Annotated in this window: 16 protein-coding genes, 1 tRNA gene and 1 other RNA gene; 8 read left to right on the top strand and 10 right to left on the bottom strand. The window is 46.3% G+C overall.

What is annotated here, in order from left to right; translation table 11 throughout:
• Positions 1-189 precede the first annotated feature (189 nt).
• Complete coding sequence (locus ACSAZK_RS07770) at positions 190-435, top strand: hypothetical protein (RefSeq protein WP_440956781.1); 246 nt, start codon at positions 190-192, stop codon at positions 433-435.
• Positions 436-437: 2 nt separating this feature from the next.
• Here the strand turns inward: ACSAZK_RS07770 and ACSAZK_RS07765 are convergent, their stop codons facing one another.
• The 3 genes from ACSAZK_RS07765 to ACSAZK_RS07755 form a co-directional block, all read right to left on the bottom strand.
• On the bottom strand, positions 438-677 hold the full coding sequence (locus ACSAZK_RS07765) for an MTH865 family protein (protein ID WP_440956780.1): 240 nt from the start codon (positions 675-677) through the stop codon (positions 438-440).
• Positions 678-1,140: 463 nt separating this feature from the next.
• Positions 1,141-1,884, bottom strand: a complete 744-nt coding sequence (locus ACSAZK_RS07760; protein ID WP_440956779.1) for a geranylgeranylglyceryl/heptaprenylglyceryl phosphate synthase — start codon at positions 1,882-1,884, stop codon at positions 1,141-1,143.
• A gap of 6 nt (positions 1,885-1,890) precedes the next feature.
• Positions 1,891-2,040: a 50S ribosomal protein L40e gene (locus ACSAZK_RS07755; protein ID WP_440956778.1), complete on the bottom strand. Its 150-nt coding sequence runs from the start codon at positions 2,038-2,040 to the stop codon at positions 1,891-1,893.
• A 464-nt stretch (positions 2,041-2,504) separates the two neighbouring features.
• Here ACSAZK_RS07755 and purB point away from each other — a divergent pair, with 464 nt between their 5' ends.
• Complete coding sequence (gene purB, locus ACSAZK_RS07750; protein ID WP_048182522.1) at positions 2,505-3,851, top strand: adenylosuccinate lyase; 1,347 nt, start codon at positions 2,505-2,507, stop codon at positions 3,849-3,851.
• Positions 3,852-5,484: 1,633 nt separating this feature from the next.
• Here purB and ACSAZK_RS07745 read toward each other — a convergent pair.
• Complete coding sequence (locus ACSAZK_RS07745) at positions 5,485-7,104, bottom strand: methylamine methyltransferase corrinoid protein reductive activase (RefSeq protein ID WP_440956777.1); 1,620 nt, start codon at positions 7,102-7,104, stop codon at positions 5,485-5,487.
• 422 nt (positions 7,105-7,526) lie between these two features.
• Here ACSAZK_RS07745 and ffs point away from each other — a divergent pair.
• An RNA gene (ffs, locus tag ACSAZK_RS07740) (signal recognition particle sRNA) lies at positions 7,527-7,841 on the top strand.
• A 164-nt stretch (positions 7,842-8,005) separates the two neighbouring features.
• Positions 8,006-8,090, top strand: a tRNA-Ser gene (locus ACSAZK_RS07735).
• A 7-nt stretch (positions 8,091-8,097) separates the two neighbouring features.
• Here ACSAZK_RS07735 and ACSAZK_RS07730 read toward each other — a convergent pair.
• A complete protein-coding gene (locus ACSAZK_RS07730; RefSeq protein WP_440956776.1) occupies positions 8,098-8,244 on the bottom strand; it encodes a hypothetical protein in 147 nt (48 codons plus the stop codon).
• 299 nt (positions 8,245-8,543) lie between these two features.
• On the opposite strand from ACSAZK_RS07730, the gene ACSAZK_RS07725 reads away from it, so the two are divergent.
• Entirely contained in the window at positions 8,544-9,242 is a 699-nt protein-coding gene (locus ACSAZK_RS07725) for an RAD55 family ATPase (RefSeq protein ID WP_440956775.1), read from the top strand.
• Positions 9,243-9,588: 346 nt separating this feature from the next.
• Positions 9,589-10,545, top strand: a complete 957-nt coding sequence (locus tag ACSAZK_RS07720; RefSeq protein ID WP_440956774.1) for a beta-ribofuranosylaminobenzene 5'-phosphate synthase — start codon at positions 9,589-9,591, stop codon at positions 10,543-10,545.
• A 244-nt stretch (positions 10,546-10,789) separates the two neighbouring features.
• Here ACSAZK_RS07720 and ACSAZK_RS07715 read toward each other — a convergent pair whose 3' ends face one another.
• The 5 genes from ACSAZK_RS07715 to ACSAZK_RS07695 all read right to left on the bottom strand — a co-directional run bounded on the left by ACSAZK_RS07715 (position 10,790) and on the right by ACSAZK_RS07695 (position 16,610).
• Positions 10,790-11,836 (bottom strand): cation diffusion facilitator family transporter, encoded by a 1,047-nt coding sequence (locus ACSAZK_RS07715; protein WP_440956773.1) that lies wholly within the window; start codon positions 11,834-11,836, stop codon positions 10,790-10,792.
• A 72-nt stretch (positions 11,837-11,908) separates the two neighbouring features.
• Positions 11,909-12,925: a flap endonuclease-1 gene (fen, locus tag ACSAZK_RS07710; RefSeq protein ID WP_440956772.1), complete on the bottom strand. Its 1,017-nt coding sequence runs from the start codon at positions 12,923-12,925 to the stop codon at positions 11,909-11,911.
• A gap of 277 nt (positions 12,926-13,202) precedes the next feature.
• Positions 13,203-15,089, bottom strand: a complete 1,887-nt coding sequence (locus ACSAZK_RS07705) for a clostripain-related cysteine peptidase (protein ID WP_440956771.1) — start codon at positions 15,087-15,089, stop codon at positions 13,203-13,205.
• A 176-nt stretch (positions 15,090-15,265) separates the two neighbouring features.
• On the bottom strand, positions 15,266-15,568 hold the full coding sequence (locus tag ACSAZK_RS07700) for a hypothetical protein (RefSeq protein WP_440956770.1): 303 nt from the start codon (positions 15,566-15,568) through the stop codon (positions 15,266-15,268).
• A 718-nt stretch (positions 15,569-16,286) separates the two neighbouring features.
• Positions 16,287-16,610, bottom strand: coding sequence for a hypothetical protein (locus ACSAZK_RS07695; protein ID WP_048177537.1), 324 nt, complete (start codon positions 16,608-16,610; stop codon positions 16,287-16,289).
• A 606-nt stretch (positions 16,611-17,216) separates the two neighbouring features.
• Here ACSAZK_RS07695 and ACSAZK_RS07690 point away from each other — a divergent pair.
• A complete protein-coding gene (locus ACSAZK_RS07690) occupies positions 17,217-18,074 on the top strand; it encodes a presenilin family intramembrane aspartyl protease PSH (RefSeq protein ID WP_440956769.1) in 858 nt (285 codons plus the stop codon).
• 171 nt (positions 18,075-18,245) lie between these two features.
• Positions 18,246-19,046, top strand: a complete 801-nt coding sequence (locus tag ACSAZK_RS07685) for an HAD family hydrolase (protein WP_440956768.1) — start codon at positions 18,246-18,248, stop codon at positions 19,044-19,046.
• The last annotated feature ends 87 nt before the right edge of the window (positions 19,047-19,133 follow it).

Here is a 19,133-nt window from a genome sequence, read left to right as displayed (position 1 = left end):
GTGATATTCGAATACCCTGTGATATTCGATAGTGTTATCGGCGGCTGCCCGGGTATCTTATAAACCCCGGCACTGTCCGGATATGGTTTTTGCTGATTTAATAAAATAGGAAACCAGTATTACCTTTAAAACTATTTATTATAATCGCCTGCCTGCAAACTGTATCCTGCTCGGGTATGCTTTGGAAATATGAGCATCAGGATTGTTTTGTTAATCCTCAGGATTGTTTTCAAGTATAAAAATAGTTTAGGAAATAAAAATTTTGGGTACAAGGAATGGCTTGTTACCAGGGCGTTGAAAACTTCCTCTCCGGCAACAACTGATGAAGCAACAACTTATCCTGCAAGCTTCAATAAAATAATCAGGAAAATGAAAAGTATTGCTGGTTGGGTTTTTTCTGGACAAACTCTCTATATCCATATAAAAATGATATAAGTTTACAATCCTGCTCTTTCAACCATTAAGTCTGCCACATTTTTTGCATCTTTGAACGGGAAGTCCTTTTCAGTAATCAGACTTCTTGCCTCTGCTGCAGTAACTTCAACATCTCCTATTCTGCATGTGGTGTCAAGCCCCTCGGGTAGAGCAGCAATCAATTCATCCAGCGTGTTTATGGGAAACTTTGCATCTTTGAGTATTTCAAGGATCTGTTCATGGACCTCTTCCCTTACGTCCATTTTTTGCCTCCGGTTTTGTTCATTTCCCTTTTTGTTCATTTTCCCGGTACAGGCTGGCGTTCTCTGGAAATATTGTTCCATAATCTCTTATTCTCAGGGTATTTTGTATTCCTAATCGGTACTGCAATATCAACATATATTATGTTTGAATCAGGCCTGTCCCGGTGTAAACCAAATATCCTCTGTTTTAACCTTGTATGTCCTGGTACAAAATCATATTATCCCGGGTATAACAACTTTACTAAGTTATCCGGTGGAGTTTTTTCCTTTCAAATTACTTCCTGTAATCGCTCGGGTAAAAAGAAGGCTTTTAGAGGATTAAATAGCTTAAGCTCTCGAAAAAACAGGGTTTTAAAAAAAAATAAATGGTAAAAAGAACTGTAATTTAATGAATTTCTCTCAGAATCTTTAAAAACATACAGAATATCCTGAAATTATTTTTTCAGGAATTCTTTTTATGGTTTCATTCTTTTATGGCGGCCACTATTTCGGCAACCTTTGCCGTAACGTCTTCTACTTCCTCGACAATCGTGCCCGTTACGATCATGTCCGCACCTGCGGCGACGCAGAGTTTTGCGGTTTCCCCGTCCCGGATTCCGCCTCCTACGATCAGCTTGTTGTCTCCGAGCACTTTCTTGACAGCCCCTATCATTTTCGGGTCAACGGGCGTGTGAGCTCCTGATCCGGCTTCAAGGTAGGTATAGTGCATGCCAAGGTATTTGCCTGTAAGGGCGTAGGCAACGGCAATTTCCGGTTTCTGTTTGGGGATCAGTTTTGCATCCCCTACCCAGCCCACGGTTCCCCCCGGTTCGACCACGAGGTAAGCCATGGATATTGGCTCGATTCCACTCCTGTACACGAGTGGAGCTCCAAGTACCTGGTTTGTGATGATATAACTGGCATCCCTGGAGTTCAACAGGCTCATGAAAAACACTGCGTCAGCATAGCTACTAAGCCCGGCTGAACTGCCCGGGAAAAGGATGGTAGGTACATCTACCTTTTCCTTAATCCTTATGACGGTTTCATCCAGAAGAGTCCCGGAAGCTCCCGTAGAGCCTCCTATCATGATAGCATCGCTTCCCCCTTCCACTGCAGCAAGGGCGATAGCTGCTGCCTGTTCCGGTGTCTGGGACGCCGGGTCAATAAGGGTAAGATGAACTTTTCCGTCTTTGTCAATAACTTTCTGAAGGTGAGCTTCCACCTGCAAAAAGGATCATGCTCCCTTGGATTCCTTGGATTTTACGCGAAGGCCTTCGTAGCCACATTTTCTGCAGCGGGTTGCCCTTACTGCGTTTCTGGCATTGCATTTCATGCAGATCTTTTTGTTCAGTATCCTTTCTTCTGCTTCTGGGAATCTAGCCATTTTTGTCACCTGCTATTATTTTTTTCGTTCTAGGTACGGTATATAGCCCGCTTAATGGATGTTAATACATATAATGTTTTTCATTAAAAAATCCCGCTGTCTTCAGGGACAGTCCCCCTTCTTTCTCCTTTTTTCCTTTCTCTCTTCCCTTCTCCTATTCTTTCCTTTTTCTTTTCATCCCTTACCCCAGATTTTTCCTTTCGAGACTTAAAGTTTATTTATTAGTTATGTTGTTTATTCCCCCCTGCTCTTAATAGCTCTCAATGACGTATTATAGACGATGCAGGTTCAATTCTGAATTAAAGTCCGAATTGGATTGAAGTCCTAATTGAATTGAAGTCCTAATTGAATTGAAGTTCGAATTGAATTGAACTCAAAATTGATTAAGTCAATATTGAAATGACTTAAGGTCGAATTTAGATTTAAATGGTTAAATTTTCCGTATTCCAGAAATGGTGATTGTTGTGGCGATTCATCCGATAGAATACCGTTACGGTACCGCAGAAATGAAGTACGTATGGAGTCAGGATAACCGGCTTTCCCGGATCTTACAGACCGAGGCTGCCCTTGCCAGGGCCGAGGCAGACATGGGGCTAATCCCTGCAGAGGCTGCTGAGATTATTTCGGAGAGCATTGGTCTGGTGAAGGCCGAGCGAGTTAACGAAATCGAGGCTGAGATCCACCATGATATGATGGCGGTGGTCATTGCAATTTCCGAACAGTGCAGGGATGATGCAGGGAAGTGGGTGCATTTCGGGGCCACCTCAAACGATATTCTGGACACGGCAACGGCCCTCCAGATAAAAGATGCAATTGACCTCCTTGAGGATAAACTGAAAATCTTACTCAAGGTTCTCCTTGATAAGGCGGAAGTTCACAAGCATACGGTTTGCTGCGGGAGGACCCACGGCCAGATCGGGGTTCCTACAACATACGGGCTCCGTTTTGCTATCTGGGCCTCCGAAGTCGCGAGGCATCTGGAGCGTTTGGCTCAGCTGACTCCGAGAGCCACTGTCGGGCAGATGACGGGGGCTGTCGGGACTCAGGCTGCCTTTGGGTCTGCAGGGGTTATGGTCCAGAAACTCTCCATGCAGCATCTGGGGGTAGGTTCGGTTGACGTTTCCAACCAGATCATCCAGAGAGACCGGCATGCCGAGTTTGTGATGTGGATGGCAAACACGGTTACGACCCTTGATAAAATCGGCGTTGAAATCAGGTCTCTCCAGCGCAGTGAGATTGCGGAAGTAGAAGAAAGCTTTGGGAAAAAGCAGGTGGGTTCTTCCACCATGCCGCATAAGCGAAACCCTATAAAGTCCGAACAGATCTGCGGGCTTGCAAGGATAGTGCGGTCCATGGTCGAGCCCGAACTCTTGAACAACACCCTCTGGGATGAAAGGGACCTGACAAACTCTTCCTGTGAAAGAGTAGTCTTCCCCGAGGCCTGCGTGTTAACGGACCATATCATAAAACTCGGAATCAGTGTAATCGAACATCTGCGCTTCTATCCCGAAAACATTCGTCGGAACCTTGAACTGCTCCGGGGCCTGAACATGGGAGAAGCTGTCATGATAGAACTTGCAAAACGCGGGGTTGGCCGTCAGGAAGCCCATGAACTCGTCCGGGCCTCTGCAATGAAAGCCCATGAAACCGGACAGCACTTCAAAAACGTGCTTCTGGAAGCTCCGGAAGTTGTAAGATACCTGAGTGCCGGGGATATCGAAAACCTTGTAAACCCTGACAAATACATCGGAACTGCCGTGGAACAGGTCGAATCCCTTGCCGTGAAACTGCGGGAGGCTTACGACCTCTAATCTTTTTTCTTTTCCTTCCCCTCTCGAAGTCCGAACAATTCTGTACAATCTAAAAACTGTACAATCTAAAAAAAGCTTTTTGCCCCTTTACTTTCTTTTTACCTTATGCGGCCCTTTAATTTTTATCTCTCCTCTTTTTCCCTTTCGGCGGGCCGTATATTTTCGGGCTTCTCTGTGATTATGTGTGTATCAACGGCAATCTTTAATCTTCGATGAGGGTTGGTGTACTCTACACTATTTATATCATCAAAAATAAATATAAATATTTATATGTGATAAGCCCTATCCTCGTCACGTCTTCATAAAAATGGGTATATTGAGGCATCTTAAAAGGCGTTGCGTAACTTTAAAAGGTCTGTTTGGGCTAGATGTGGTAGATTAATTACGGTGTGAAAGTGGATTAGATGCCTCAATAATTCCTATGTGAAGGTTGCATATATACTTTGTGTTCGTTCTGTACACAACCATCCAAAACTATTCTCACTCCTTTTCTGATTCTTCTTCCTATGTTCACACTATTTGCTTTTCGTTCTCACTAATGCTCTCTCCGTGTCAACATTTCGCCTTTTTTCCTGCATTTTTTACTATTCATCCCTTCTGTTTCTAATCTGTCTTTATTTTTTTTATTTTTTCCCTCCTTTTTGTTACTTCTTTCGGATTTCTTTCGGGTTTTATGGGGTAACTCTTAATTCTGCGGGAATTGTGTCTATTCAGCTACCTCTATTTCTGACCTATTTTTCGTATAAACTCAACATTTTCTTTTTTCATAATGATTATTCGGGAATTTTCTTTTGTTTTAACTTTTACGCGAGGGTCTAAAACCGCTTTAGAGGGCTTGAATAAGTTTTTCAGGATTGAAATTGTTTCAGGCACTGGGGTAGTTTTTTCTCTGGAGTCTTTTGTGCCCTGCTCTGTGCCCTGATAGGGTTCAGCATGAAAAAAAGACGTGACAGCTCTTCTGAATTAGTTATTATTTCTGTATATGTCTGGGTTTCAATGCCCTTTCTCGTTCAGGAGTGCCATTTTTGTGTGGTGCTTTAAAGGGTGAATTATCCACTCTATTTTTATTTTTTCCAAAAAAATGTATAACTTTATATGTGATGAATTGCTTTCCAAAAAAAACGTTGCTTAAAATTGGGTATATTGAGGCACCTAAAAAGGCGTTGCGTAACTTTAAAAAGTCTATTTGGGCAAAATGTGGTAGATCTTTTACGGTGTGAAAGTGGATTAGATGCCTCAATAATTTCTTACGATGAGGTTGTTTATATAATTTGTGCTGAATATGCACACAACCGTCCAAAACTCGTCAATTGCCCTTAAATTCCTTTTAATTTGGTCTGTTCCTATTCTCCGTTTTGAACCAATATTCTATTCTTTTCTATCTCTTATTTCTATCTTTTTTCCATTTTTATGCCTCATGACCCTGATTTTTTCCCTTTTATACCCCCTTCCTCTATTCTCCTGGCACATGTTCACTTCTTGTTTTGCTTCTGAATCACGCGAAATCTTTTTATATGGGTGTCACCAGGGGGTTGCCCTATTCAGAGGGGCGCTGGTGGTTCAGCCGGAGACCTGTTGCTGGAAGTATATCTTTTGTCGGATTTCGGACATCCCCTATTGCTTTTAATACTGATTAAGGGTTCTTGAAGACTTCCAGATTTTCCCAGTTGAATTTGTCTCCGGGGCAGGCCCGGATACATTTCTGGCAGTGGGCGCCGTCACAGAGGTCGGTGCTGATCATGACTCTGTTGTTCTCGTCAATGCTGATGGCGTCATTGGGGCAGATTTTTATGCACTTCGGACACTCGGGACAGTCTTCGACAACCATTGAGAGGTATGTCCCCACCCTTTCGAGTACGTGCAGCCCCTCTTCCCCCAGTATCTGGATGTCCCTTTCCACGCGTTTTTCGATTATCGGGTTTTCTACGGGGTCGCCCAGGGCGGGAAGTCCCTTCTTTTTGAGGTACTTCCTGAACATTTTCATGGGCATCCCCTCTTCCCAGTAGGCAAGTTCGAGGACGTAAGCGTCGCTGAATTCCGGGGCAGTTGCAAACATGGTGTGAGTACCTATGATCTTGTTTGCAACGTCCTGAAGTTCCCAGAGCCTATCTTCGGAAACAAGGATTTCCTTTGCCACGGTAAGCGAGGTGTTTCCTAGCTGGCAGATCCTACCTGTGCCGTAGGGAATCAGCCCTATTTTCTGGGCTTTTGCCGCATCCATATAGGTGCCTGCGGCTCCTGCCATGTAAGCCGTTTCGATGTCTTCCATTGTAATTCCGGCAGTCGCACAGAGGGTGATATGCCCCGCACGAATTGCCCCGATAGCTTTTCCGGCTTCTTTCAGGTCATGCTCCGAGAAAAGTATCTTATCCTGGAGGTGAATGATCCCTTCGGGAGTCTTGACTTTGGGAAGTTCAACAAGGCCTTTTCCCAGTGCTTTCTCGATCAGGGCTATAACTCCCGTGCCCGTAATCCCTTTGGCTTTTATCTGGCCCTCCTCAAGAATTTTCCCGGTTGCCGGATCAACAAGGTCTCCTGGGGTTGATTTCATCTCTTCGTTCAACACATAGTTCCGGAGTGCCCCGTTTTCAAATTCTATGTCGGAAATCGTGAACGGGGATGCAAGGTTCCCGTGCTTTATCTGCTGGCCTTCCAGTGCAGGCCCGGCAGCTGCAGAGCCTGTGTAAATAACATCTCCTACTTTCAGGGCCATCTCGGCGTTTGTCCCGTAGTCCGTTGCAATCGAAATCTCATCCTTGTCAAGCATCCCGGATTTTACGATCAGGGCAAGGGCATCGGCCCCTACTTCGTGCTTGATTGCCGGGGGTACCATCACCTCACATTCAAATTCCTCAAGCCCGGGGATTTCACTGCTTGGCACTATCCTTGCGTCTCTTTTCTGGTCTTCTATGTGGTATTTCTTTTTCTTCCGCTCCCCTGCGTAGGCAAGGTCTTCAATGGTAATCCCCTGGAATATGGATAGCTGGATGGGGTTCCCGCAGATGGAAAGTCTTTCAAGTTCCCCTGTTTTCACATCAAGGGCCTGGAGCAGGTTCTTTACCGCATTCACGGAAAGTCCGTGGGCCAGGTCCTGCCCGTAGTGAATTGCGAAGTCCATGTGGTCCATCACATTCGCTCCCGGCAGGGGGTTCCTCAGTGTGATTACCGTTCTTTTGATTTCGTCCCGGTCAAGGTCTACTTTCTGAGCTCTAAAACCGCTCGTTCCCAGGTCTACTGCAACTCCGACTCTCATACAATTCCCCCATTATCTGACTTTTTTCCGGTATCCCGGTGTGTTAAGTAAGTAGTTCCCATAAGTCGTTTGGAACTTATCGGTCGTTTGTAGTCTTATGTAGTCGTTTATACTTGTTCGTAGTCGTTTGAGATCTAATTATATGGATTACTTTGTAAATCTACGTATAAATACATAGGGGAAATTATAGCTATTTATATATATTTTTAAGCTCATAAGAATTTTCTTTCCGCAAAAAGGGGGTTTTAAGGGTTCTCCGGTTCGTAAATCCTTTTTTTGAGTTCAATCTTTTGAAAAAGGGGTCTCATGGACTCTTGATTCTTCTCCGAATGTCCGGGGGAGATGAGATGTCCTGTCTGCATGTCGGAAATAAATGCATATCAGTAGGGATACTTTTATAAATTACTAGCGTGTTGTATGGTTGATGAGCTAGTTCGGGTAGCCCGGCGTTACCTGTAACCCGAAATCGCCGATACGCGGGGGACGAAGCCAATGGAAGGTTTATCAAAGAGTTCCGAGCCTGGGGCCTCAACTGAGAAGCCCCGTCCTGCTTGGATGTTGCTGGTTTGAGGGCTTGCTGGAGAACAGGTCTTCCTATCTTAACCGCGGAAACCGGTCGAGGCCCGGAAGGGAGCAGACTCACCGTGGGCAATCATCGCTTGTGGGGTTGCGGGGTGGAGAAGGGGTGCCAGCCCCCTGGGATCTCCGAGGTGTATCAACCTGCGGCGTGCTCATCACTAAACACCTTTAATCGGTTAATTTCAAACCTTTCAACCTGACATAAAAATCTGCAAAAATCTTAATGTGAGGTGGATGTGCAGTTTTTGCAAACTGTTTTTCTCCGGAAAAGGTTAAATATCTGAAATGCCTTTAAGGGAAACGCGTCTTCTAAAACCTGAATGACGAGATAGCCAAGCCCGGTATGGCGCAGGATTGCTAATCCTGTGATGCTTTGCATCTCGGGGGTTCGAATCCCCCTCTCGTCGTTTTTCCCTATTTTTCGATCTTTTTGTCTACGTCTTCTCTGCGTTTTTGTTCTAAGTATTCTCCTTTTTCTTTCTCTTTTCCTTTTTCTTTCTCTTCTCCTTCTCTTCTCCTTTTTCTTTCTCTTCTCCTTCTCCTTTCTCCTTTTTCATTCAATTATTCGTGAACTGTGCAATTTTTTATATGTGATGCACTTTAACTGTACATGGTTAAAAATTTACGTATAGATAGTATTTTATAGGGAACGCCCTTTATGCCCACATCTTATAAATATCACTTAAAGTTTGTATAAATACTATCAATAACTACATCAAAAACTGGCCGCTGACAGGTGGCTGACAGCAGAATAAAACATTTTCAGGGCATAATTACTTTGAATTAAGGTGTTTTTCAATATGTTTGTTATATTGTTGTGAATTTACCGTTTGATGTGAAGGAAAAGGGGTGCAGTAAAAATGGAACGCATATCCTCGGGCATACCTGAACTGGACGACAGACTTAACGGTGGCTATCCCAGGGGCCGGGTAATCATGGTTACCGGGAGTACCGGTACGGGTAAGACCATCTTTGGCATCCATTTCCTTTACAGGGCATGCATGGATGGTAAGCGCTGCGTGCTGGTCGCAACCGAGGAGCTTCCTGAAGATATTATCAAGCAGTCGGAAATGCTCGGGTTAGGGCTTTCAAGGTTCTATGAGAACGGGCAACTGGTTATAGAAAAGGCATTCCAGAACCGGTCCGAGAAAGTCCAGACCTCCAAATTTGGTTTCACTCCCGAGGGCCTGGAAATCGAACTCCCTTCGCTTGCTGACTATGTGCCTGAAGGAACCGATGTCGTGGTTATTGATAATCTCGGAGTTTTCACCCTTCGCCTTTCGGTCCAGGACTTCAGGGACCAGTTCGATGCCCTTAACTTCATTCTCAGCACAAAAGAAGGTTGCACGGCCATGTTTGTCATGGATGAAACCGCCTGCAAAATGACCCGGGGCCTTGCAGAGTATTCTTCCAGTGGCTCTCTCAGGCTCGTGCTGGGTGAAAATCCCTATACCGGCAACCTTGAGCGCCACATCCATATACCGAAAATGCGAAGAACCTGCATCAAACTGGAGTTGATAAGGTTTGAAATCGGTTCGGGCGGAATCAGTTTGCTTTAATCTGATTTTTATTGATTTCATCAAGTCTTCTTTTATCTGATTTTTCTTGATTTCAAGCCCGCTTTACTTCTAACGTTCTATTTTTTCAGGGTTCTTATGTTCCGTGGGATGTTTTTCGAAAAATTGAACCTTGATTTAAACCCTTTCCTCTATTTAATTCAGATTTAAATATTCCTGTTCTCTAAGCTTCCGGAAGAACTCTTGTGTAAAATTTTTTACAATATCGTGGCATCCATTCCGGAAATTTATTAAAAACTTAAATATCATAAACAATAATTAAGGACAGTAAACATTATCAAAATATTATATATCACAGGAAATGGTAATTTCCAGGTCGGACTAAACAATGATCAAAATAGTTACATCTTGCAGGCTTCATATGACTCTTATTGACTTAAACGGGGAGATCGGAAGGGTAGATGGGGGGGCAGGTCTTGCACTTCCAACTCCCAACGTCACGCTAACAGCTGAAAAAGCAGACGAAATCCGGGTCGAAGGCGCGGAGGCTTTTACCGATCGCATGAAACGGGCCGTCGAAGCCGTTCTCCCGGAAGGGGAAGGTGTAAGGATAAATGTTGAGTCCCTCATTCCCCCTCATGTTGGATTCGGCTCCGGAACCCAGTCCTCTCTCTCGGCTGCTGCGGCCGTGAACGAGCTCTATGGGCTCGGGATGAGCGTCCGGGACCTCGCGTTTACCGTGCAGCGGGGGGGGACCTCGGGAATAGGTGTAGGAGCATTTGAAAACGGCGGTTTCATTGTTGACGGGGGACACAGGTTCAGGGATAAAGGAGCTTTTTTACCCTCGGCTGCCAGCAGGGTGCCTCCGGGTCCCGTGCTCTTCAGGAGAGATTTCCCGGACTGGAACCTGGTAGTTGCCGTTCCGAATGACAAGGGGATGCACGATGAGGAGGAAGTGGCGGTTTTCAAGAAATTCTGCCCCCTTCCCATAGAAGAAGTCAGGGAGGTTGCTCACGTCGTGCTCATGCAAATGATGCCTGCCGTGATGGAAGAAGATCTCGAGAGCTTCGGATCAGCCGTAAACCATGTCCAGAACGTGGGTTTCAACAGGCTTGAACACTATGTCTGGCCGGATATTGTCAAGGAAGTATCGGCCTTCATGCGCACCCGCAGCTACGGCGCAGGAGTTAGCTCATTCGGGCCAGTGGTCTATTCCCTGGTGGATAACAAAGCCGAAGGGCAGGAACTCCAGGCAGAAGTCCAGCAGATGCTCGATGAGTCCTTAGGTGGGACAGTCTTCATGACAAAAGCCAAAAACAGCGGAGCGGAGATTTCCCGGCTTTGATTAGGGGGGCTGAGGTTTGAAATCCCAAATTCAAACCTTTGAATCCCTGGAAAATCTGGTTGCCCTATTTCGTAATAACAGGGGTTTTGGATGGGTTGAACAGGAATGAATATCTAACCCGGGTTTTTCCAGGAAACGTTTCTGCAAACTCAACTTTTTGTAACTCAACTTTCTGTAACTCAATTTTCTGTAACTCAATTTTCTGTAACTCAATTTTCTGTAACTCAACTTTCTGTAACTCAATTTAGTGGGAATGCGGGGGCAAGCTGTCGTGTTCATGCTCCGGGATCCTGTGAAACTCCTCGCCTGAGGAACCAAGGGGGTCCACATGGACGACAGCATTTGAGAGGTAACCCAGGTCATGCAGCAGCCTGTGGCGCACTTCCACTGCAACGTCATGGCCGGCTTCCACTGAGAGGCCCGGGTCCACTGCAATGTTCACCTCGGCGTGCAGCCTGTGTCCGAGCCAGCGTACCCTGACCTCGCTCACATCATTCACCTCCTTTACCGTTCCGAGTTCCTCCCTTATCTCATCCACGATTTCGGGGTCAACCCCGTCGAGCATGCGGGACAAAACGGCTTTTCCCGTGTCCAGGACAATGTGGAGGATTGCAACGGTTATGAGCAGTCCGATCAGCGGGTCTGCAAGAGGGTAACCAAGCCAGACTCCCAGCGCCCCGAACAGCACGGCAAGGCTTGTGTACCCGTCAACACGGGCATGATATCCGTCAGCTACCAGGGCGGCACTTCCTATTTCTTTTCCTACGCTTATCCTGAATTTAGCGACCAGTTCGTTGCCTAGAAAGCCTATTAAGGATGCGACAACCACCGCGCCCAGGAAATTCACAGGCTGAGGGGAAAGTAGCCTTTGCACGGATTCATAGGCCGCAACAATGGCACTGAATAAGATCAAAAAAACAATTATGAGCCCAGCGAGGTCTTCTGCTCTCCCGTACCCGTAGGTGAAGCGCTTGCTGGGCTTCTTCCGGGCAAGCAGGAAAGCAAAACCCAGGGGAATTGCGGTTGCGGCATCCCCGAAGTTGTGGATGGTATCGGCAAGGAGGGCAACACTGCCCGAGATGTAAACAATGAAGATCTGGAAGAGCGCGGTGAGCATGAGTCCTGCAAAAGACCACCTGACCGCGTAAAGCCCTCTCTCTGTGGAAAGGAGCTCCGGGTCTATCACGCCATGGCTGTGGGAATGGGGATTTCCGATGTCATTTTCTTCCTCATGTGGAAGTTTTCCGTAATCCCTTTCTCCTTCTAACTCCTGCTCTGCCAGCTCTTCCATCTTATTTCACCTCATTCCGCTGTTCTCCCTGAAAAACGGTGTGTGGATCCCGGGACCGCGCGTTGGGCGTTTTCAGAACCACTGATCCAGGGTCTGCTGCCTCCCTCCGGATGCCGCCTTCAGGCGTTCGAATGCTTTTTCCACCCTGTCCTCCGAGAAATCATGCTCCCTGCAGAGGAATTCGATCAACTTATCATGGTCCGGTTTTTTCCACTTCAGCTCGTAGTCGTCCGTGGTTTCGGGAGATGTAAAGAAGTCCCTTATCCGGTCCAGGGCTTCGATTTCAACCTTTTTTTCCCTGAGTATGGCATGGATGTCCCCATGCTTCCTGACCAGTTTCAGGGCGGTTTTCGGGCCCACCTTCTCAAGGCCCTTATTGTAGTCCGTGCCCACGCAGATCGCAATGTCGATTAACTGCTGCCTGTCGACCCCGAGGGCTTCGAGGGTTTCTTCCAGTTCGATCATTTCGGGTTCGACGTCAACGTAAACGTTCTTTCCGGGAAGCTTCCTTTTTCCCGTGATCGCCAGGTTCCGTACAACCGCAGGAGCCCCGAAAAGGAAGGAGTCGTAGTCCTGGGAGGCAACGAAGTCCGCGTCTTTCTTAAGGACCATGTGGGCAGCCTGTGCCTCACCTTCGGAGGGCGCCTGGACCCAGGGGATTCCCATAATGTCAATAAGGTACTTTGCGTCCTCCACAATCTGCTGGTCGACCTTTGAAGAAGCCTGTGCGTATTTATGGGCAGCTTCCAGGTCTCCGCTGGCTTTTGCGGTCTCCCACTTTTCCCTGGCTGACTCCCTTACCTCTTTTCGCTTGTTCAGGGTTTCTGCCTTCAGGTCCGGGGGTTTTCCGTCAAAGACAAAGACAGGCCTGATCCCGGCTTCCACCAGGCTTGCGGTTCGGTAAAGCAGGCCTGAAAGGTGGGAGGTCACCCTCCCTGAGGAGTCTTGCAGGGGACTCCCGTCCCGCTGGCGGATGATGCTTAAAAACTGGTGCAGGGTGTTGAACGCATCGATTGCAACCACGCGGTTTGCAAGGTATGAGAGTTCAACCTTTCTTTTCTCTAGCAGATCGCCTATATCCGTACCCATGTTTTACCTCGGGTTTTCCTCTGAATTTCCTGACAGCGCAACTGGCACTATATTCTGTATTAAATATTTTTTCACTGTGCTAAGTATAAGTTTTAGTATAGGTTATGCGCACTGAAATTTTATGTTTACCGTATCATTTGCTTAATTAAGTATCTGTTTGCGTTGATGGAACAGTGAAAAATTTGGATATGAGTGAAAAAAGAAGGCTGGTATGATGGGAAAACCCCGGGGTAATCCCGAAAAACCTTGGAAAAATCCCAAAAAACCGCGGGTAAATTCAGTCCGTAACCACTTCCACCGCTTCGCTCATATTGAAGTTAGAGCCAAAATCCCTTGCATAGAGTGCGGTGTAGTAGGTCCCTTCGGGCAGGTAGTCAAAGACAAATGCCGCATCTTCTCCCACTGAAATCGTTTCCAGCGATATCCATTTCCGGGTCCCTTCATTCCCGTAAAGGGGGGCATATGCGGTGAGGGCATCCCCTCCTTGCGGGCTCAACACCTCCCGTGAAAAAAGAATGTCCCCGTTTTCCAGGTTCTCGTATGGGTTAAGGTATGTATCCACGGTCCCGTTCTCCGGTTCCAGGTAAAGGTAAGCAAGGCAGTTCCTGGCTTTCCCATTCCTTCTAAGTTCGAGTTCCGTGGAGAATATTCGGGTGCCGTCCTCGCTTTCCCCTTCATACGTTGCGGATACGAGGGTGTAAGCGCCTGATTGATTGTCCCGGAAGTAGACCCATTTCCCATCCCATTCCGGGAGGCAGTATGCACTGTCCCCGGAGCAGGCAGCAGGCAGTTTCCCGAGAAGGACGGCTCCCCTGGCTGAATTTATGAAGTATACCTGCTCAACCGAAGTCACCCCCGAATCATCTTCAACCGTAAAAGAATCCCCGCTTTTCGAAATCCCGGGTTCTGTCAGGTCCGTGCAGGCCCTGTCCATGTATTCCTCCAGGAAGCCGTACCAGGTATCGGAAACCGAAACTTCGCGGTATTGCCGGTAATTGCTCTCGGTGGCGTGTGGGGAGTATATGGAGATGCCGTGTGCCCCTGGGACGGAGCCGTCATGACGTGCATAAACCACGAAGCTGTCAAGAGTTTCAAGAAGGTGATCTGCATCCTCTGAAAGGTGGGGGACCTCTTCCCGGACTTCGAGGGTAAAACCCTTCAGGTCCATCGAAATTTCGGCTTCCTGCCGGGGCTCTACCCCGAACTTCCTGGCCCCGGTAAAGGATGCCCCGAGTCCGCAGTAAGCCCTGGGATTTGCGATTTCGGATTCCAGTCCTGCTGCAAGGGTATCAAAACTTTTCAGGACGGTATCGGTTTTTGAAAGGTCCAGGAGGGAGAGGGTCCGTGGGCGCACATGTGCGGGGTTTTCCAGGTAGCTGTCAATGATTTCCCTACCCAATGCTTCAGGCGGAGCCTCCGGGTGTTCTGCGGCATACTCAACAAAAGTGGTGTAGTCCCAGCCGTGTGTAGGTTCGATTGTTTCGGAGGCTAGCATATAATCGGCAAAAGGTCCGACTGCTTTTGCAAGTTCGAGGGTGGACATGAGGCAGGCGTCAAAGCCTATGAGGTCGAAATGAAGTTCTGAGGCTGCAAGGGCGCTTTCGAGTTCGGAAATTTCAAGCTTGTCGTAGCCGTGGTTTTCATCAAAGCAAAGTCCCCTGTAGGCGTCTCCGTGGTCCCAGAAAATCAGCAGGACTTTTTCGCTTTCGTAATTGTCCCGGATATAGGAAAGAAAAGTTTCCAGGCTTTTTTTGTCCCCCATATTTGCCCGTGTATATACTTCTCGGTGGTACGCCTCATTGCCCATGACCCCGTCGCCAGCATCCTGCCTCAGATCTTCCAGATCAGCAATGGTCATGCCTTTCCAGCCTTCCGCAGTAGCCCCTCCATAAGCCAGCACAACTTCCATGTCCTCCGGGTTTGTGGGCAGACCTTCAAGGATTTCAAGGATGTCCTGGCTCGCATACCCGCTTTCAGACTCAAGGTCGCTTCCGACCATATAGATAGCTACAAGAGTGGTAACCTGGAGTTTTCCGGGCTCTGTTCCGTCCGCAATAGTTATGTTTCCCTCCATTTCCCCTTGTTCGGGGCCAACGCCGCTCTCAAAGCAGCCGCTGACCAGGAGAAATATGAGGATAAGCACTATGATCCCCAACCTCTTCATTACAGGCCCCCTGGTCCGGAAACTCCCGGAAATCTCCTCCGGGCTCTCCGGTTTAATAAAAAATGCAATAATATTAAAATACAATAATATTAAAATGCGATAATATTAAAATGTAAAAATATTATGATTGGTCTATAGTCTATTCTATTCCTCCATGCCTAATTACTTTTAAGGGGTCAGGCAATGACATCGATACGTACGTCGATCACGGAGTCTTCATTAGCGTCAATTTTGGATACGGTCAGAAGATTGCCTTTTCTTTCCAGCAATGTTGTTTTCGTAACCCTTACCTGGTGTCCGTCAGAGGATTTTTTGCTGCCGCTCTTGTGGATGATCAGAAGTTTCTGTCCGGCTTCGGCCCCTTCCCCCATTTTTGAAGCTATATTCCGTATTACCTGCTCGAAATCGGAATAAATTAAAATTTCCGATTTATTTACAGCCTTTTTAATAATACCGATTGGTTCCAGATTAAGGTGCATATCTGCGTTCCTTCTTTTCCTCTTTAAACCAAAGGATAAGTAGATTATACATGTTTAGGGTTAATAATAACTTGCGATTGTGCATCACTTCAATTATATATTTAGATATGTTCTCTTTTTCCGACGGTCGCCGTAATAATTCCGATCTGATTTATACATCTTTCGGTACCATTTCCAATTTGGACGAAAATATTCTCTCGCATATTATTACTATTCTTCAAATTCTTAATATTTGTCACAATCTTTCTATCTCTTTAGTAATATGATTGATTTCTCTAAATTATCCTCTCTGGTTGTAATTAGATTCCCTGAAAAATCAGGCCGAAGCTACAAAAGACAGGGGATTGCAGGGATCTAAATCGGTAACTGGCAGATAAGAGTCGCTTAAAAGAATACTGGAGTATAAAAATGTCGTAGGGAAGGGTGGATCACAAACAAGAGACTGTGGATCTTCTTATTACTTGACTTCTTATTACTTGACTTCTTATTACTTGACTTCTTATTACTTGACTTCTTATTACTTGACTTCTTATTTCTGAAATTCTAACTATGAAACTTCGTGCTCTTCTTATTCCATAATATAGCACTCAAAGTAAACTGCTAAAGCGCCTGAATTAGTTCTTTTGCAAAGCTGAAGCTCTCGAAAAACAGCCCTGAGGGCTCAACGCTCCCATCTCGCAAAAAGCCTGCCTTTTTAAAAAAAGGAGTGCCATACAGCTTAGTGGTATTTCCTGCGGTTGAATTCGTAAATGGCGTTGTCGACCTTGCTTACGAGCTCATTCATCTTGTCTTCGATGTTGTTTTCCGTGTTCTGGATGTTTGCCCTGAGGGAACGATCCTTTGATTCCATCTTTTCCTCGAGACTCCGAAGCCTGGCATCGATCGAGATCAGCATTGCGGATAACGTCGCAATGAGGATCATCACCGAGATGATGATAAGGGGGTTTGAGGGCTTGTACGTGAACCTTCTAAGCCATTCAAAGGATAGAAGGAAAGATGACAGGACCATCACAACAAAAAATACGGTATCTCTCGTTTCCATTGTATACCTCTAACATACTCGTTATGGAAATTCTCTGCACTGCCATGATTTCCGTGAAAATATCTCTAACATTGTATATTTTTTTGGCGGAAATACTTTCGCTGAAATATTTTGCGGGTTTTCTATTTTTTTCTATTTTTTACACAGATATGCTATTTATTTTTTTGCACAAATTATTTATCTTTCCTTTCCCAACTTCTACCTCTTTCCCGTATGATGTCTAAAAATAGCTTCAGCGCTGTAATATCTCGAAATATTTGTGGGTATTTTTTTAATGTCCGGTTACGCGAAGGAACCGGTTTTAAAAACGTTATCTCTTGTGCACTTTCACTGGTAGCATAGGTAAATATACGTTACGGCACATCTTAACAAGAAGATTTAGAGGGAAATCCCATTACCAGAGGTCTGAATGCCTGAATACATAATCATTTTTTAGAGGAACTTTTACCTCCCGGCGATCAGATGGTGAACCTATCGGTCAACTATATGAAATAATATCTCTAAAAGACAGTAAATTTATAAAGGAATAGTAAAGGCATAGTGTCAAGAATTAAGGAGCACAGGTACTTGACTTTCAGTAAGCAATCACTAGCGGCATATTTTCCAATGATTACCATGGCAGGGCTGATCCTTTTAGTACAGGCCCTGGCGCTTTTCATGGCCACACCTATGGAAATTAATGAAATGCAGGCATTTGAGGACCCGACACAGGTATCTCATTCCATCTACTACATCGGGCTAATCCTGGCCTTCACCGTGCTCGTTCTGATCGCAATAAAAAAGAATATGAAATGGCTCATTAGCTTATTTATATACTTTGCGGTCCTCAGCACCCTTTACTATGTATTCTTCGCTCTGTTGACCCTCTTCCCCTCACTTGCAGGACTTGAAGTTCTGGTTTCAACCCTGCTCTCTGCAGGGCTGACAGTGCTGCTTTACAAATATCCGGAGTGGTATGTTATTGACATTGTGGGGATTTGCATAGCTAGCGGAGTCAGTGCCCTTTTAGGGATTTCCATGTCCGTTATCCCGGTAGTCGTCCTCCTCCTGCTCCTTGCAATCTATGATGCCCTCTCCGTCTACAAGACAAAGCACATGATCACCCTCGCCGAAGGGGTAATGGACCTGAAACTTCCCATCCTTTTCGTAATTCCCAAACAGCGCGGTTACTCTTTCCTGAAGGAAAACTTCGCGGAAGGGGAAAAGAGGGAAGCCTTTTTCATGGGGCTCGGGGACGCTGTCATGCCTACCTTGCTGGTGGTATCGGCAAGTATCTTTATGGAAAACGGCGGGCCAATGACCTATCCTGTACTGGGTGCCATGTTCGGAACCCTGGCAGGATACTTTGCCCTCTCCATCCTTGTCATGAAGGGGAAACCCCAGGCCGGGCTTCCTTTCCTGAACAGCGGGGCGATTCTTGGCTTTTTCGCAGGAGTTTTTGTTTCAGGGTCAGCAATAATGTGAATGTTGCTGTGTGAACATTGCATTTCGAGTGTTTCTGTGTGATGTTGCTGTGTGAATGTCGAAATGTAACTTTCACCCTCATCATTCAATTTATTTTTATAATTTTTCTTCTCCCTGCTGTCTTCTCAGTTATCACAAAGATTTTTTTATTTTACATGTTTATCCTTTCTTATGGCCAAACGAATCGCCGTGGTCTTTGACAGTGCCGGGACCCTTCTCCACATGTACAGGGTTGCAAAAGAAGCTTCCACGGGCCGTATTCTTGAAAACATAGAGAGCACCGCAATTGTCGCAAAGAAGAATGGGTGCGGGCTCGTTGTCCTGAATACCGAAAATGAAACCATACTTCGGTCCAGGGAAGAAATGCTCCTTTTTGAGTTCATAGAAGAGTACAGGGTCCCGATAGGGATTAGTTGCTCAAAGGGAGAATTGTCCTCGGAAACCGCCTGTGAGATCATAAAAGGAACGCAACTCCGGATGGGGGACGTCCATGAAGTTCTTCACGCAGTTTCTACCCGCTGTCCGAACATCTTTTACCTGGCCGCAGGGCTGATTGTAGACTCAAAGGCCCGGGACGTTCCCTATGTGCTCAGTACGGGAGGGCAGGTTTTTGCTACCACTCTGGAAACCCTCCGGGCTCTCCAGGCAATGAAGGTGGACACCTACATAGCATCCGGCGACAGCATGCGCACCCTCTCTCAACTTGCGGAATACATTGGCATACCCCCCGAAAGGATCTTTGCCCTCGCAACTACAACTATGAAGGAGGAAGTCGTTCTTAAGCTAAAAAACAAATATGAAAAGGTGATCATGGTAGGGGACGGTATTAACGATATCCTTGCCCTGAGGGCAGCAGACCTGGGAATAATGACGGTTCAGCAGGGTGATAAAAGGCCTGAAAAACTCAAGGAAGCAGCCGATCTGGTGCTCGATGATATTATAAAGGTTGTGGATGTGGTAAAGGGACTATGAAGGGATTGCATATATCGGGGGAATCCGGCGCTGCATCCCGGTTCCTGGAGTTAACAGTGAGAAAATAATGCGTTATGTTTATGTAAT

Origin of the sequence: Methanosarcina sediminis (assembly GCF_052056915.1) — an archaeon.
GTDB lineage: Archaea > Halobacteriota > Methanosarcinia > Methanosarcinales > Methanosarcinaceae > MTP4.
Note: the sequence above shows the minus strand (reverse complement) of the source record. Positions and strands in the feature narration are given on the sequence as shown.

Coding starts and splice junctions, on each gene's coding strand:
- ACSAZK_RS07685 (WP_440956768.1), top strand. CDS start 18,246: ATGGCCAAACGAATCGCCGTGGTCTTTGACAGTGCCGGGACCCTTCTC.
- ACSAZK_RS07725 (WP_440956775.1), top strand. CDS start 8,544: ATGGAACGCATATCCTCGGGCATACCTGAACTGGACGACAGACTTAAC.
- ACSAZK_RS07700 (WP_440956770.1), bottom strand. CDS start 15,568: ATGCACCTTAATCTGGAACCAATCGGTATTATTAAAAAGGCTGTAAAT.
- ACSAZK_RS07690 (WP_440956769.1), top strand. CDS start 17,217: ATGATTACCATGGCAGGGCTGATCCTTTTAGTACAGGCCCTGGCGCTT.
- ACSAZK_RS07705 (WP_440956771.1), bottom strand. CDS start 15,089: ATGAAGAGGTTGGGGATCATAGTGCTTATCCTCATATTTCTCCTGGTC.
- ACSAZK_RS07745 (WP_440956777.1), bottom strand. CDS start 7,104: ATGAGAGTCGGAGTTGCAGTAGACCTGGGAACGAGCGGTTTTAGAGCT.
- ACSAZK_RS07755 (WP_440956778.1), bottom strand. CDS start 2,040: ATGGCTAGATTCCCAGAAGCAGAAGAAAGGATACTGAACAAAAAGATC.
- ACSAZK_RS07715 (WP_440956773.1), bottom strand. CDS start 11,836: ATGGAAGAGCTGGCAGAGCAGGAGTTAGAAGGAGAAAGGGATTACGGA.
- ACSAZK_RS07720 (WP_440956774.1), top strand. CDS start 9,589: ATGATCAAAATAGTTACATCTTGCAGGCTTCATATGACTCTTATTGAC.
- fen (WP_440956772.1), bottom strand. CDS start 12,925: ATGGGTACGGATATAGGCGATCTGCTAGAGAAAAGAAAGGTTGAACTC.
- ACSAZK_RS07695 (WP_048177537.1), bottom strand. CDS start 16,610: ATGGAAACGAGAGATACCGTATTTTTTGTTGTGATGGTCCTGTCATCT.
- ACSAZK_RS07765 (WP_440956780.1), bottom strand. CDS start 677: ATGGACGTAAGGGAAGAGGTCCATGAACAGATCCTTGAAATACTCAAA.
- ACSAZK_RS07770 (WP_440956781.1), top strand. CDS start 190: ATGAGCATCAGGATTGTTTTGTTAATCCTCAGGATTGTTTTCAAGTAT.